The organism is Sorangium sp. So ce119, from assembly GCF_051524405.1.
GTDB lineage: Bacteria > Myxococcota_A > Polyangia > Polyangiales > Polyangiaceae > Sorangium > Sorangium cellulosum_G.
Window position 1 is genome coordinate 7,351,534 of record NZ_CP150310.1, and the last position, 15,323, is coordinate 7,366,856.

General features: G+C 72.7%; 11 protein-coding genes. 6 read left to right on the forward strand and 5 right to left on the reverse strand.

Features of this window, described 5'->3' with window-relative positions; genetic code table 11:
- Positions 1–47 precede the first annotated feature (47 nt).
- Complete coding sequence (gene glmM, locus WME76_RS27685; RefSeq protein WP_437955274.1) at positions 48–1,490, forward strand: phosphoglucosamine mutase; 1,443 nt, start codon at positions 48–50, stop codon at positions 1,488–1,490.
- Between the two features lie 77 nt (positions 1,491–1,567).
- Here the strand turns inward: glmM and WME76_RS27690 are convergent, their stop codons facing one another.
- Together WME76_RS27690 and WME76_RS27695 are read right to left on the reverse strand one after the other, a co-directional pair.
- On the reverse strand, positions 1,568–2,572 hold the full coding sequence (locus WME76_RS27690) for an ABC transporter ATP-binding protein (protein ID WP_437955275.1): 1,005 nt from the start codon (positions 2,570–2,572) through the stop codon (positions 1,568–1,570).
- On the reverse strand, positions 2,569–3,996 hold the full coding sequence (locus WME76_RS27695; protein WP_437955276.1) for a sigma-54-dependent transcriptional regulator: 1,428 nt from the start codon (positions 3,994–3,996) through the stop codon (positions 2,569–2,571). The genes WME76_RS27690 and WME76_RS27695 overlap by 4 nt, the downstream gene beginning before the upstream one ends.
- Positions 3,997–4,383: 387 nt before the next feature.
- Here WME76_RS27695 and WME76_RS27700 point away from each other — a divergent pair, with 387 nt between their 5' ends.
- The 5 genes from WME76_RS27700 (at position 4,384) to aat (ending at position 11,345) form a co-directional block, all read left to right on the forward strand.
- Complete coding sequence (locus tag WME76_RS27700; RefSeq protein ID WP_437955277.1) at positions 4,384–7,272, forward strand: carboxypeptidase regulatory-like domain-containing protein; 2,889 nt, start codon at positions 4,384–4,386, stop codon at positions 7,270–7,272.
- 96 nt (positions 7,273–7,368) lie between these two features.
- Positions 7,369–8,121 carry a hypothetical protein gene (locus WME76_RS27705; protein WP_437955278.1) on the forward strand — a complete coding sequence of 251 codons (753 nt, stop codon included), beginning with the start codon at positions 7,369–7,371 and terminating at the stop codon, positions 8,119–8,121.
- A 54-nt stretch (positions 8,122–8,175) separates the two neighbouring features.
- A complete protein-coding gene (egtB, locus tag WME76_RS27710; protein WP_437955279.1) occupies positions 8,176–9,501 on the forward strand; it encodes an ergothioneine biosynthesis protein EgtB in 1,326 nt (441 codons plus the stop codon).
- A 57-nt stretch (positions 9,502–9,558) separates the two neighbouring features.
- Complete coding sequence (locus tag WME76_RS27715) at positions 9,559–10,560, forward strand: glycosyltransferase (RefSeq protein ID WP_437955280.1); 1,002 nt, start codon at positions 9,559–9,561, stop codon at positions 10,558–10,560.
- A gap of 62 nt (positions 10,561–10,622) precedes the next feature.
- Positions 10,623–11,345, forward strand: coding sequence for a leucyl/phenylalanyl-tRNA--protein transferase (gene aat, locus WME76_RS27720; RefSeq protein WP_437955281.1), 723 nt, complete (start codon positions 10,623–10,625; stop codon positions 11,343–11,345).
- 39 nt (positions 11,346–11,384) lie between these two features.
- On the opposite strand, the gene rbfA is transcribed toward aat, so the two are convergent.
- From rbfA to infB, 3 genes are read right to left on the reverse strand one after another with little or no spacing between them, the layout of a single operon-like run.
- A complete protein-coding gene (gene rbfA, locus WME76_RS27725; RefSeq protein ID WP_437955282.1) occupies positions 11,385–11,759 on the reverse strand; it encodes a 30S ribosome-binding factor RbfA in 375 nt (124 codons plus the stop codon).
- Positions 11,756–12,151, reverse strand: coding sequence for a DUF503 domain-containing protein (locus tag WME76_RS27730; RefSeq protein WP_437955283.1), 396 nt, complete (start codon positions 12,149–12,151; stop codon positions 11,756–11,758). The genes rbfA and WME76_RS27730 overlap by 4 nt, the downstream gene beginning before the upstream one ends.
- A gap of 9 nt (positions 12,152–12,160) precedes the next feature.
- Complete coding sequence (gene infB, locus WME76_RS27735) at positions 12,161–15,316, reverse strand: translation initiation factor IF-2 (RefSeq protein WP_437955284.1); 3,156 nt, start codon at positions 15,314–15,316, stop codon at positions 12,161–12,163.
- Positions 15,317–15,323 lie beyond the last annotated feature (7 nt).

The window sequence follows — 15,323 nt, forward strand, 5'->3', positions numbered from 1 at the left end:
AGGTTGCTAAGGGTGGTCTCCTCAGCGCAAAACCACAGAGAGGGACCGTGCCGAAGCACACCAAGAAGGATCAGAAGGAGAGCGCTCCGTCGGCGACGGGCGAACCGCAGAAGCAGTCCGCAGGCCGCAAGCTCTTCGGCACCGACGGGGTGCGCGGCGTGGCGAACCAGCCGCCGATGACGCCGGAGATGGCGCTGCGGCTCGGGCGCGCGATCGCGTTCGTCGCGAGCCACGGGAAGTCCCGGCAGGTGCGGGTGGTGATCGGGAAGGACACGCGGCTGTCCGGCTACATGCTCGAGACCGCGATCGCGTCCGGCGTGTGCGCGATGGGCGGGCGCGTGATGCTGAGCGGGCCGATCCCGACGCCGGCGGTCGCGCAGCTCACGCAGAGCATGCGGGCGGACGCCGGGGTCGTGATCAGCGCGAGCCACAACCCGTATCAGGACAACGGCATCAAGATCTTCGGGCCCGACGGGTACAAGCTGCCCGACACGGAGGAAGAGGAGATCGAGCGGCTCATGGAGAGCCACGAGCTCGATGAGGCGCGGGTGGTGGGCGCCGCGATCGGGAGCGCGGTGAAGCTCGACGACGCGCGGGGGCGGTACGTCGTGTTCTGCAAGAGCACGTTCCCCACGGCGCTGTCGCTCGACGGCGTGAAGATCGTCGTCGACGCGGCGCACGGCGCGGCCTACCGCGTGGCGCCCCTGGTGTTCAGCGAGCTCGGCGCGCACGTGACCGCGCTCGGCGTGAAGCCGAACGGCCGCAACATCAACCGCGAGACGGGCGCGCTGCACCCGGAGCACGTGAAGGCCGAGGTGCTGAAGCGCGGCGCGGCGATCGGCATCGCGCTCGACGGCGACGCGGACCGGGTGATCATGGTCGACGAGCGCGGCGAGGTCGTGGACGGCGACGCGATCATGGCGCTCTGCGCGCTGCGGATGCTGCGCACGGGCAAGCTGCCGCGGAACACGATCGTGACGACGGTGATGTCGAACCTCGGCCTGGAGCGCTCGCTCAAGGCGCACAACGGGCACGTGGTGCGGACGGCGGTCGGTGACCGGTACGTCGTGGAGGCGATGCGGAACGGCGGCTACTCGTTCGGCGGGGAGCAGTCGGGGCACCTCATCTTCCTGGATCACGCGACGACGGGCGACGGCATCGTGGCGGCGCTGCAGGTGCTCGCGATCATGGCGGAGGAGGACAAGCCGCTGAGCGAGCTCGCCTCGAAGGCGATGCAGCGGGTGCCTCAGGTGCTGGAGAACGCGACGTTCGCGACGCGCCTGCCGCTCGACAGCATGCAGCGGACGCGGCTCACCGTGGATCGCATCGAGAAGACGCTCGGCGACAAGGGGCGCATCCTGGTGCGCTGGAGCGGGACGGAGCCGAAGCTGCGCGTCATGGTCGAGGGGGAGGACGCGTCGACCATCGGAGCGTATGCGCTCGAGATCATCGAGGCGGCCAAGCAGGACGTCGCGGGGGCCACGGCCTAGAGAAGGTTGCCCGGCCCGAGGGGAGGGAGTTCGCCGCGCGGCGGATCCCCTCTCTTCGGGCCTACCGTGGATGAAGATCAGAGCGCGCGACGCATGAAGAGGTCCTCGAGCGTCTCGCGGCGCGGCGTGACCTCGACGACCTGCGCGCCCGCCGTGAGGGCCTCCTGGAGCACCTCGCGCACGCGCGCCTCGCCCTCCACGTCGACCACGACGACGTCGCCCCGGACCGAGGTCGCGAACCCCTTCGCGCCGAGCTCCCCGAGCAGGGCGCGGCTCGCGCCCGCCAGCGTGACGTCGGTGCGCAGCACGTCGCCCCGCAGGAGCTGCCGGATCGCGCCGCTCACGACCACCTGGCCCTCGCGCAGGATCGCCACGCGATCGCACATCGCCTCGACGTCGCTCAGGATGTGCGTCGAGAAGAAGATCGTCCGGCCCTGGTCGCGCTCCGCGAAGATGAGATCGCGGACCTCCTTGCGACCCACCGGATCGAGGCCGCTCATCGGCTCGTCCAGGATCAGCATCTCCGGGTCGGCGACCAGCGCGGCGGCCAGCCCCGTGCGCTGCAGCATCCCCTTCGACAGCCGGCGCACCTGACGATCCGCCGCGTACGCGATCTTCACCTGATCGAGCACCTCCATCGTCCGCGTGCGCAACGCCGCGCCGCGCATCCCCGACAGGCGGCCGCAGAGCTCGACGAACTCGCGCGGGGTGAGATACGGGTAAACATACGGATTCTCTGGCAAAAATCCGATCTTCCGGCGCGCCTCGGGCGAGGGGACGCGCGCGCCGAACAGGTACGCCTCGCCGCCCGTCGGGGAGATGAGGCCCGTCAGCATCTTGATCGTCGTCGTCTTGCCGGCCCCGTTCGGGCCGAGGAAGCCGAAGATCTCGCCGCGGCGCACGCCGAAGCTCACCCCCTTGACCGCCTCGACCGCCTTCCGGCGCAAGAAGCCCACCCGGAACGTCTTCATCAGGCCGCGCACGTCGATCAAGAGCTCGCCGTCCGCCACCTCGTCGTCGGAGCGCGCCGGCGCGGCGCGCCCTGCGCGCTGCTCGACGAGAGGCTCCGCTCCGCTGCTCATGCGCCCTCCTCACCCTCGGGATGCTCGCCGGACGCGCCGTCGCCCGGCCTCGCCCGGCCGCGCGCGTTCGCCGCGCTGTACTCGTGCAGCTTGTACTGGATCTTGCGCGGGCTGATCCCGAGGATCGTCGCCGCCTTGGAGGTCGAGCCCTTGCACGCCTCGAGCGTGCGCAGGATCGCGTAGCGCTCCAGGTCGTAGATGGTGCTCCCGGGGATGCGGGGCATCGCGTCGGCCGCCTCCGCCGGCTCGGACGACATCTGGGCCGGCAGGTGCCGGAGCTCGATGCGCGGGCCGTCGCAGAGCACCGCCGCGCGCTCGATCGCGTTCTCCAGCTCGCGCACGTTGCCGGGGAACGAGTAGCTCGTCAGCGCCGACAGCGCCTCGTCGGTGAAGCCCTCGATGCGCTTGCCGTTCTCCTGCGCATAGCGGCCCAGGAAGAACGTCGCGAGCTCGGGGATGTCGCTCCGGCGGTCGCGGAGCGGCGGGATCTCCAGGGTGACGACGTTGAGCCGGTAATAGAGATCCTCCCGGAACAGGCCCTCGGCGATGCGCTGGCGCAGGTCGCGGTTGGACGCGGCGAGGATGCGCACGTCGACCTTGAGGGTCTCGTTGCCGCCGACCCGCTCGAAGGTCCGCTCCTGCAGGAAGCGCAGCAGCTTCACCTGGGTGGCGAGCGGGATCTCGCTCACCTCGTCGAGGAACAGGGTGCCGCCGTTCGCCTGCTCGAAGCGGCCCTCGCGGCGCCCCACCGCGCCGGTGAAGGCGCCGCGCTCGTGGCCGAACAGCTCGCTCTCGAGGAGCGACTCGCTCAGCGCGGCGCAGTTCAGCCGGACGAGCGGCGCCTTCGCCCGCGGGCTGGCGCGGTGGATCATCTCGGCGACGAGCTCCTTGCCCGTGCCCGTCTCGCCCACGATCAGCACGCTCGCGCGGCTCGGCGCCACCTGCTCGACCAGCCGGACGAGCTTCACCATGCCCGGGTGGCCCGCGATCACGTGGCCGAACGCGTTGCGCTCGCGCAGCCGCTCGCGCAGCCGCGAGTTCTCCTGGAGCAGCTTCGCCCGCTCCACCGCGCGCTCGACCACGACGGCGAGCACCGAGAAATCGAGCGGCTTCGTCAGGTAGTTGTACGCGCCCTTCTTCACCGCCTCGACGGCGCTCGAGATGGTGCCGAACGCGGTCATCACGACGAACGTCGCGTCCGGCAGCGCGAGCTGCGCCTTCTCCATCATCCGGATGCCGTCGAGCCCGGGCATCTTCAGGTCGGTCAGGACGACATCGGGCGCGAACTCCTCGAGCTTGCCGAGCGCCTTGAAGCCGTCCGCCGCCGTCTCGGTGGTGTACCCCTCCTCGCGCAGGATCTCGGAGAGCGCCGCGCGCGCGTTGGCCTCGTCGTCGACGATCAGGATACGCCCGCGGGATGCCATGGTGGCTTCCTAGCATGCGCGCCCGCTGGATTGGGCGGCGGCTCGGCCTCGGCCGAGGAGCGCCCGGAGCGCGGGGCGCAGCGGTCCAGCACGTTTGCGACCGGGTCGCCCGCGCGACAGAGCGCCGCGCGCGCGGCTCGACGGAGGACGTGGCGCGCAGAGCGCTCGCGGGAGGCGCCGACGACTGGGCATCACCTCGAGGCGAGGTCGCGGAAGCCGCAGCGAGGCCGCACTTATTGAGCTGCGCGGCGCGGCTTGTCGCGAATCTGCCGCCGACGAAAACCGCTGTTTCGTGGGCCGCCCGCAGTGGTACAACGGGCCGCGCGCGAGGTCTCCACCGTCCCGATTGGCGGGCGTTTCCTTGATCGACCTCGCGGATGAGGCTCGATGCATACGCTTCTGAAGGTGTTCGCCGACAGGCCCCGGCGCGCTGCGCTCACGGCGCTGCCGCTCGTCGGCTGTCTCACGCTCGCGGGCGCCGCCGAGGCGCAGCAGCCGCAGCCGCCCTTCGGACCGCAGCCGCCCTTCGGACCGCAGCCGCCCGGCCAGCAGCCGGCGCCGCCTCGGCCGTTCGGGTCCGAGCCTCCTCCCGCTCAGCCTGGCCCGTTCGGGCCGCAGCCGGGCTCTCCGGGCGACGCTCCCCAGTTCGGGCCGCAGCCGGGCTTCCCGGGCGGCGCCCCGCCTCCGCAGTTCGGGCCGCAGCCGGGCTTCCCGGGCGGCGCTCCGCCTCCGCAGTTCGGGCCGCAGCCGGGCTTCCCGGGCGGCGCTCCGCCTCCGCAGTTCGGGCCGGCGCCCTCGCCAGGTCAGCCGCCGCCGGACGCGAGCTTCACGTTCGGCGCGGAGGCGTCCGCCGGCGCTCAGGGCGCGCGAGCCAGCGCGACGGCGCCCTCCTCCACGGCGTGGGACGAGCAGGAGCGCGCGCTGTCGCTCACGGCGCAGCCGAACCTCTGGGGCTCGACCGGCCTCCTCAGGACGTCGACCGCAGGCTCCGGCGCGCCGGGCACGTTCCGGGTGTCGTTCCTGCTCGACTGGTTCTCCACGAGCGGCTTCCTCTGCGATCCGACGGAGTCGACGCCCGCGGGCCAGCCGATCACGTGCGGCCCCGACGCGCTGGAGGACTCGGCGAGCCACGTGGGCGCGTTGTTCGCGCTGAACGCGACCCCCCTGCCCTTCCTCGAGGGCTACGCGGCGATCCGGACATTCGCGAACGCGAACGATCAGGGTCGTCCCCGGCTGCTGCAGGTGCTCGGCGACACGACGTTCGGCGTGAAGGCGTTCACGCCGACGAAGATCGGCAAGCCGCTCGCCTTCGGCGGCGAGGCGCAGCTCCTCCTGCTCAACGGGACGGGCGACGTCGGCCTGGCCGGCGGCGGGACGAGCGCGGTCTTCCGCGGGCTCGCGACGCTCGATCTCCGCAAGCCCCAGGGCAAGGGGTTCCCGCTGCGGGTCAACCTGAACCTCGGCTACAAGCTCGACAACTCCGGCGTGCTCGTCGAGGAGGTCGAGCAGCAGCGGGCCCTGGCGTTCAGGGACGGCCGCGATCGGCAGCCGATCTCGCGCATCGAGCGGTTCGGGCTCGGCATCAACCGGGTCGACTTCTTCCAGACCTATCTGGGCGTGGAGATGCCGCTGCCGAAGGTGCAGCCGTACCTCGAGTACACCCTGGATATCCCGGTGAACCGGCAGGGCTACGAGTGCCACACGAGCCGCGTGTCGCGCGGCGACGTCTGCCTCGGGCTCGACGACTTCGCGTCGCCCGATCCGCAGAACCAGGGCGGGCCGGGCTACGCGGCGGCGCCGTCGCGGCTGTCGCTCGGCGTGCGCGTGACGCCGTTCGAGAAGGCGTTCCGCGGGCTGTCCGGGCACGCGGCGTTCGACCTCGGGCTGTCGGCGACCTCCGTGTTCATCGAGGAGGTCGCGCCGCAGGCGCCGTGGACGCTCTACCTCGGGATCGGCTACGCGTACGACACGAAGCAGAAGGAGCCGCCGCCGGCCCCCGCGCCGCAGATCATCCGCGAGCCGCCGCAGCTCGTGCCTGCGCCGCAGACCTTCGTGCGCGGGCTCGTGCATGAGCAGAACCGGCCCGACGCGGCGGTGGCGGACGCGATCGTCTCGGTCGAGGGCGTCCCGCAGCCGCCGTACGCGACAGGGCCGGACGGCCGCTTCCTCACGCGGCACCTCGAGCCGGGCACCTACACGTTCAACGTCCGGGCGAACGGCTACAAGCCGGGCACGTGCCAGGCGACGATCCTCGCCGGCGGGGCAGCGCCTGGGCAGCCTGGGGCGTTCGGCCCGCAGCCCGATGCCTTCGGCGCGCAGCCGGGGCCCTTCGGTCCGCAGCCCGGACAGCCGGGCGGCTTCGGCGCGCAGCCGGGGCCCTTCGGTCCGCAGCCCGGACAGCCGGGCAGCTTCGGTCCGCAGCCCGGCGGCTTCGGTCCGCAGCCCGGACAGCCGGGCAGCTTCGGTCCGCAGCCCGGACAGCCGGGCGGCTTCGGTCCGCAGCCCGGCGGCTTCGGTCCGCAGCCGGGGCAGCCCGGTCAGTTCGGACCGCAGCCGGGGCTGCCCGGCATGGCGCCGAACCCGGCACAGCCGCAAGGGACCACATTCGTGGACGTCGACTGTTCGCTCGAGGCGCTCCCCAAGACCGGCAACGTCGTCGGGACGGTGAAGGACGCGGAGAGCGGGGACGCGGTCGCCGGCGCGACGATCCGGCTCGTCGACGCGACGGGGCGCGAGCAGACCGCCACGACCGACGCGAGCGGCGCCTTCCGCTTCCCCGATCTGCCGGCCGGCGCGGTGACGCTCAAGGTCGAGGCGCAGGGCTACATGAACCACGTCAACCAGGCCGACGTCCGGACCAGCGAGGACACGCGCGCGCAGCTCACCGTGAACAAGCGGCCGAAGGTCTCGCTCGTGAAGGTGCAGGGCAACGAGATCAAGATCTCGAAGCAGATCCACTTCGAGACCGACTCGGCGAAGATCCTGGGCGACTCGAACGCGCTGATGGAGGAGATCGCGGACGTGCTCCAGCGGAATCCGAACATCCGCAAGGTCGAGATCCAGGGGCACACCGACAACACCGGCGGGCGAGAGCACAACCAGACCCTCAGCGAGTCCCGCGCGAACTCGGTGCGGGCCTGGCTGACCAGGGCCGGCGTGGACGGCTCGCGGCTGGTCGCGAAGGGCTACGGGCAGGACCGTCCGGTCGCGCCGAACGTCACGCCCGCGAACAAGGCCAAGAACCGGCGCGTGCAGTTCATCATCCTCGAGAAGTGAGCCACGTCCGCCCGTCGGACGGGCGGGCGGCCCGGCCGCGCTCCAGCGCCCCGGCATCGCTTGTCGACGCCGGGGCGCTGCGATAGGGGCATGCGCATGATCAAGCAGGTCGTCGTGGGCGCGCTCGCCGTGGTCATGGGCTGCGCGGCGCCCACGCCGGCGCCGGACGCCCGGCCCGCCGAGAGCGCTCAGCTCCCCTCGGCCGGCACCTCGCCGAAGGCGGCAGCAGCGACAGCGACATCAGGCGCGGCCGGCGCGGCGTCGGCGCCACCTCCGCAGGACGCAGCGACGCCGGAGCTGCCGCAGGACGGAGGCGCTCGCATGGGCGCCGAGACGGCGGCGGCCGACGGGCCGCTCCAGCCGGGAGCGGCGCCTCCCGCGGACGCCGGCGACGCGGCGTTCTCTGCGACGAACAAGATATTGCCGCCGCCCGAGAGCCAGGAGCTCACCTCGCGCGCCAGCGCGCTGCTCGACGCCATCGTGAAGAACGAGCCGGCGCTCGCCGATCCGTTCTGGTTCCCGAAGGAGCCGTTCATCCCGCTCAAGGACGTGAAGGACCCCGGCAAGTACTGGGACAACCTCCACGCCGCCTACCTCAACGACGTGAAGGCGATGCACCGGAAGCGCAAGAGCTGGGACGGCGCGCGGTTCGTCGGCTTCGAGGTCGGCTCCAGGCCGAAGTGGGTGCCGCCGGGAGACGAGGTCAACAAGATCGGCTATTACCGCTCCCTGCACGGCAAGCTGAAGTACGAGATCGACGGGAAGCCAGCGAGCATCGACGTACACACGATCATCTCCTGGCAGGGTCGCTGGTACGTCACGCACCTCGGCGACTTCAAGAAGCGCTAGGCTCCGCTCGCCGCGGCGAGGCGCCTCGCGAAACCAAGGACCCGAGGGAACGCGATGGAACAGGCGCAACGCGCCGCGGGCGGGCTGAGAGCGCGGTACGACGCCGTCCGGGCGTTCACGGAGTCGCTCTGCGCCCCGCTCTGCCCCGAGGACCACGTCGTCCAGTCGATGCCGGACGCGAGCCCGGTGAAGTGGCACCTCGCGCACACGACATGGTTCTTCGAGACGTTCGTGCTCGGGGAGCGCGCCGGGTACACGCCGTTTCACCCGCAGTTCGGGTACCTCTTCAACTCGTACTACGTGAGCGTGGGGGAGCGGCACAGCCGGCCGCAGCGAGGGATCCTGTCGCGGCCGACCGTGGAGGAGACAACCCGTTACCGGCGCCATGTCGACGAGCGCATGCGGGCGCTGCTCGACGAGCTCGCCGCGGGTCGACACGTCGCCGACCTCGCGTTCACGATCGAGGTGGGGCTGCACCACGAGCAGCAGCACCAGGAGCTGATCCTGACCGACCTGAAGCACGCGATGGCGCAGAACCCGCTGCGCCCCGCGATCTTCGGCGGCGCGCCGCCGGGCCGGGCCGGCGGCGCGGCCGGGGAGCTCCGCTACCTCGATCACGCCGAGGGCGTACGCTGGATCGGCCATGGCGGGGGCGCGTTCGCGTTCGACAACGAGGCGCCGCGCCACCGCGTGTTCGTGGGCGCGTTTGCGCTCGCGGAGCGGCCGGTGACGTGCGGCGAGTACCTCGCGTTCATGCGGGACGGCGGCTACGCGCGGCCGGAGCTCTGGCTGTCGAGCGGCTGGGATGCGGTCGTCGCGAACCGGTGGGAGGCGCCGCTCTACTGGGAGCGCCGCGACGGCCGGTTCGAGCTGTTCACGCTCCACGGGCTCCGTGAGGTCGACGTCGACGAGCCCGTCTGCCACGTGAGCTACTACGAGGCCGACGCCTACGCCCGGTGGGCAGGCGCGCGGCTCCCGACCGAGGCCGAGTGGGAGACCGCGGCGCAGGGCGCGCTCGCCGGCGCGGAGGAGGGCCGCGGCGGCGCCGCGCGGAGCGAGGCGGCGCTCGAGGGGAACTTCGCCGAGCGCCGGCGCTATCACCCCGAGCCCGCGGCTGCGCCATCGCGGCCGGGAGCCCCGCGGCAGATGCTCGGCGACGTGTGGGAATGGACGTCGAGCGCGTACGCGCCGTACCCCGGGTTTCGCCCGTGGTCGGGGGCGCTCGGCGAGTACAACGGCAAGTTCATGAGCAACCAGCTCGTGCTCCGCGGCGGGTCCTGCGCGACCCCTGCGAGCCACATCCGCACGACGTACCGGAACTTCTTCCCGCCGGACGCGCGCTGGCAGATGAGCGGCATCCGGCTGGCCCGCGACGTCTGACGCGGGCGCGGGCCCCTTCTCCTGGACGCTGCGCCGGCGCGCCGCCATGGTCCTGGCGTGGCGCCGCTCGTCTCCGTCTTGCTCCCGTACCGGCAGGCAGAGGCGACGATCGAGGAGGCGCTGGAGAGCGTGCTCGCCGAGCGCGACCTCGACCTCGAGGTCATCGCCGTGGACGACGGCTCGACCGACGCCGGCCCGTCCACCGTCGCGCGCATCGCGCAGCGCGACCGCCGCGTCATCCCGGTCGCCGCGGGCGGCGTGGGGATCGCGCGGGCGCTCTCCCGCGCGACGCAGGCAGCGCGGGGCGAGCTCCTCGCGCGCATGGACGGCGACGACATCTCGGTCGACCGTCGGCTCGCGCGGCAGGTCGAGGCGCTCCGGAGCGATCCGCGGCTCGGCGTCGTCGGCGCGCGCGTCGAGGCGTTCGCGGCCGGGCCGGTCGGCGAGGGCATGCTGCGCTACGTGGACTGGCTGAACTCGATCATCACGCCCGAGGATCACGCGCGGGAGATGTTCGTGGAGTCGCCGCTGTGCCACCCGTCGGTGATGCTGCGGCGGAGCGCGCTGGAGCAGGTGGGCGGGTTCCGGGAGGCCCCGTGGGCCGAGGACTACGACCTGTGGCTGCGCCTCGACGCCGCGGGCGTGCGGATGGCGAAGCTCCCGGAGCTCGGCCTGCGCTGGCGGCACCGCGAGGGCCGCGCCACGTTCGCGGATCCGCGGTACGCGATCGAGCGCTTCCTCGAGGCCAAGGCGCACTACCTCGCGAGGAAGCTGGGCACGGCGCGCCCCGTGGCGGTATGGGGCGCGGGCAAGACCGGCCGGAAGCTGGCGAGGGCGCTCGCCCGGAACGGCGCTCCGCCGGAGCGGTTCGTGGACATCGATCCGCGCAAGATAGGCCGGACCGCGCAGGGGGCGCCGATCGTCGACCCGTCGCGGCTGGAGCGAGGCGCGCAGATGATCGTGGTCGCCGTGGGGGCGCGGGGGGCGCGCGCGCTCATCCGCGATCACCTGGGGGCGCGCGGCTTCGTGGAGGGCTCCGACTATGTGTGCGCCTCCTGAGCGCGCGCGCCGAGCGACGCTTTGCAAGCGCCCGCGCTGATGGGAGGATTCGCTCCACAGCGATGCGCGTCCCGTTGCTCACGAGCAAGCTCGACTTCCCTCCGCCCGAGCGCGCCACCCCGGAGGGGATCGTCGCCGTGGGCGGCGAGGCCTCCCCGGAGCGGCTCCTGGCCGGCTACCGCCGGGGCATCTTCCCTTGGCCCCACGAGGGGCTGCCGCTGCTCTGGTTCTCTCCGGATCCGCGCTTCGTGCTGCCGCCGCGCGAGGCGCACATCCCGCACTCGCTGCGCAAGCGGGTGCGGCGGGGCGGGATCGAGGTGCGGGCCGACACGGCGTTCGGGGACGTCATGCGGGCCTGCAGCGAGACGCCGCGTCCGGGGCAGGGCGGCACGTGGATCACCGAGGAGCTCATCGCCGGGTACACCGCGCTGCACGCCGCCGGGATCGCGCACAGCATCGAGAGCTGGTCGGACGGCGAGCTCGTCGGCGGCCTCTACGGCGTGTCGCTGGGCCGGATGTTCTTCGGCGAGTCGATGTTCGCGCGCGCGCCGGACGCCTCGAAGGTCGCGTTCGCGACGCTGCTCGGGAACCTCGTCGCCTGGGATTTCGCGCTGGTGGACTGCCAGGTGTACACGGACCACCTCGAGCGCTTCGGCGCCGTGGAGTGGCCGCGGCGCGAGTTCCTCCGCGCTCTGAAGGCGGCGCTCGACGCCCCGACGAAGATGGGGCCGTGGCGCTTCGACCTCGAGCCCGCGCAGGCGATCGACCGGCTCATCCCCCGGTGATCGCCCCCGGGGGCGGCGCGCCCGGGGCCGTCCCCGGCGCTAGGAGCGCTCGCCGCCCGAGTCGTCCTTGATCTCCCGCAGCAGCTCCTCGATCCGCCGCTGGGCGTCGGGGCCTTCGTCGTAGAAGAAGCGCAGCGTCGGCACGACGCGCAGCCCCATCGTGCGGGCGACGTCCCTGCGCAGCCGGCCCGACGCCGCGTCGAGCCCCTTGAGCAGCGCGCGTCGCGACGCCTCGTCCTCCGCCCCGAACTCGTGGCGCACGTGGATCTTGGCGCTCTGCAGATCGTCCGTGATGTCCACGCGCGACACGAGCACGCCGGCGAGCCGCGGGTCGCGCAGCTCCCGCAGCAGATTGGACAGATCCTCGCGGAGCCGTTCGGCGACCCGCGTCGCCCGCTTCACCGTGCCGCTCATTCGTCGTCCTCTGCGTCCTCGAACATGCCCGAGGGCGCTCCCAGATCCTCATCGCCGCGATCGAGCGCCTGCTCGATGCCGCCCTGCACCCCCATCCCTCCCTCGCCGAACGGCACGATCTCGGTCGCCCGATCGGTGAGGACGGCGTGGGGCAGCGACCCGGCCATCGCGGCCACGTCCGCGAGGACCTTGTCGCACATCGCCGCCGAGTTCGAGACGACCGCGACGCCGAGCGTCGCCCGCCGCGGGTCGTCGAGCACGCCGACCTCGGCGATCGACACGCGCATCCGGCTCTGCGCCCGCTCCTTCAAGGAGCGCACCACGCTGCGCTTGTCCTTGAGGGAGCGGGCCCCGACGATATCGAGGCGGAGACGGAGGACGCCGACGAACATCTAGGAAACTCAGAGCTTCGTCTTGACCTCTTCGATCTCGAAGCTCTCGATGATGTCGCGCTCCTTGATGTCCGAGTAGCCGTCGAGCGAGATGCCGCACTCGAACCCCTCGACCACCTCCTTCGCGTCGTCCTTGAAGCGGCGCAGCCCCGAGAGGCGCCCCGTCCAGACCACGACGTTCTCCCGGATGAGGCGCGCCTCGGCGGTGCGCTTGACCGAGCCGTTGATGACCATCGAGCCGGCGACGATGCCCGCCTTCGTGATCTTGAAGACCTGGCGGACCTCGGCGCGGCCGAGGACCTTCTCCACCTTGGTCGCGGGGAGGAGCCCCTCCATCGCGCTTCGGATGTCGTCGACGGCGTTGTAGATGATGTTGTAGAGCCGGATCTCGACGCCCTCGTTCTCGGCCAGCGCGCCCGCCTTGCCGGCCGGCCGGACGTTGAAGCCGACGATGATCGCCTTCGACGCGACCGCCAGGTTCACGTCGCCCTCGGTGATGCCGCCGACGGCGCCGTTCACGATGGTGACCTTCACCTTCTCGGTCGAGAGCTTCGCCAGCGCGTGGGTGATCGCCTCGACCGAGCCCTGCACGTCGCCCTTGATGATCAGCTTGAGCTCGAGCTGATCGGCCTCCTGCAGGTTCTTCGTGATCGACTCGAGCGAGACGCGCGAGTCCTGCGGGATCAGCGTCTTCGACGCCTTCTTGCGGCGGGTCTCGGCGATCTCCTCCGCGGTCTTGCCGTCCTTCACGGCGTGGACGGGATCGCCCGCGCTCGGCACCTCGGCGAGGCCGAGGACCTCGACGGGCGTCGCGGGGCCGGCCTCGGCGACGGAGCGCCCGAGCTCGTCGGTCATCGCCCGGACCTTGCCCCACGCGGCGCCAGCCAGGAGGATGTCGCCCGTGCGGAGCGTGCCGTCCTGGATCATGACGCGCGCGACGGGGCCGCGGCCGCGATCGAGCAGGGCCTCGATGACGGTGCCGCTGGCGCGCTTCTTCGGGTTGGCGCGCAGGTCCTGGACCTCGGCGAGGAGCAGGACCGACTCGAGGAGCTGGTCGATGCCCGTCCCCTGCTTCGCCGAGACGCTGCAGAACATCGTCTCGCCGCCCCACTCCTCGGGCTGGAGCCCGAGCGAGGCGAGGTCGCGCTTGATCTTGTCCTCGTCGGCGCCCGGCTTGTCGATCTTGTTCACCGCGACGATGATCGGCACCTTCGCCGCCTGGGCGTGCGAGATCGCCTCCTTGGTCTGGGGCATCACGCCGTCGTCGGCCGCGACCACCAGGATCACGATGTCCGTGAGCGAGGCGCCGCGGGCGCGCATCGCCGTGAACGCCTCGTGGCCCGGCGTGTCGAGGAAGGCGATCGTGCCGCGGGGCGTCTCGACGCGGTAAGCGCCGATGTGCTGGGTGATCCCGCCCGCCTCGCCCTCGGCGACGGCGGCCTTCCTGATCCGGTCGAGCAGCGACGTCTTGCCGTGGTCGACGTGACCCATGACGGTGACGATGGGCGGACGGATCTCGACGTCCTCGTCGACGTCGACCCCGGCCTGCATGGCCGCGGTCAGCGTGTCCTGCTCGCTGACGGCCACGTCCTCGACGCTCCAGCCGAACTCGCTCGCGAGGATCTTCGCGGTGTCGGCGTCGAGCGTGCTGTTGATGTTCACGCCCGTCATGCCCATCGACAGGAGCCGCATGAGCACGTCGGTCGCCTTCAGGCTCATCTTCGCGGCAAGCTGCTGGAGGGTGACCTGCTCCTCGATCTTGATGACCTTCTTGTGCGAGGCCATCTCCTGCGTGGAGACCTGAACCGGCTTGCGCGGGAGCCCGCCGCCTCCCGGGCGCGGTCGCCCGAACATCCCCGGGCGAGTGTTCCGGCCGCCGGGCATGGACCGGCCGCCCGGCCCGAAGCTGGGACCGCCGGGGCGCGCCTGCTGGGCGTTGGCGCGCGGATCGTAGGTCGTGCGCCGCGCCGGCGGCGGGCCGGGGCGTGCAGCGGGCATCGTGACGCCGGGACGACCCTGCCACACCTCGATGCCGGTCTTCGGCGGCGAGGACGGGCGGCGCGGCGCCTGAGCGGACGAGCCGGCCGCTGCGTCCTCCGGCTTGGCCGCAGGCGCCGACGCGGGCGGCGACGTCGGACGGGGCGGCGGACGCGACGCGCTCGTCGTCGGTGCCGACGCTCCCGGCCGCTGCGGCGCGGCGGACGCCGGCCGAGACGACGCCTGTGCCGAAGCAGGCGCGGGCGCCGCGGACTGCTGACGGGTCGGCGCGGACGCGGCAGGCGTGGACGTCGCACGCGCAGGCGCCGCGGGTGCGGCCGCTTGCGCGGGGGCGGGCGCTGCCTGCGCCGGAGCGGGCGCTGCAGCCTGCGCCGCGGTGGGCGCGGGCGCTGCAGGCGCGGTGGCCTGCGCCGGGGCGGGCGCTGCAGCCTGCGCCGCGGTGGGCTCGGGCGCAGCGGGCGCAGGCGCCGCGGCGGTCACCGGCGGCGTCGCAGCGGCAGGAGCTGCCGGCTTCGGCTCCGGCGAGACCGCCTTCGCCTCGGCGGCCGCAGGCGCCGCGGCGGGTGTGGGCTCCGCCGGAGCAGCGGCCGCCGCGGACGGCGCAACCGGCGCCGGCTCGGCAGGCGCCGCTGCCGGCGTGACCGCGACGGGCGGCGCTGCGGGGGCAGCCGCGACGGGGGCGGGCGCTGCGGGAGCGGGCGCGCTGGGGGCGGTGGCCAGCTCGGGCTCGCGCGGGCTCGCGGCGACCACCGGCTCGGGCGCGGGCGCCGGGGGCGCTGCTGCGGGAGCGGTGGGCGGCGGCGGAGCGGGGCGACGGACCTGCGCTTCTTCCTGAGCAGCGCGCTCGGGCGACGAAGAAACGGGGGCCGGCACCGCCGCGGGCCGAGAGGGCGCCGGCTCCGGAGCCGCGCGCACGGGCGCCTCGGCCTCGGGCTCAGCCCCCGGCCGCGCGCGGCGCTTGACGACCGTCGGGCGGATCCGCTCCTCCACCACCTCAGGCGACTTCTGCCGCTCGAGGTGCCGCTTAACCCGCTCGACGACGTCGGACTCGACGGCGCTCATGTGATTGCGCACGTCGCCTATACCCATGGACTGGAAGAGCGCGACCAGCGTCTTCTGGTCCATGTTCAGCTGCTTGGCGACCTCGTAGACCCGGACTTTGCTCATGCACCTC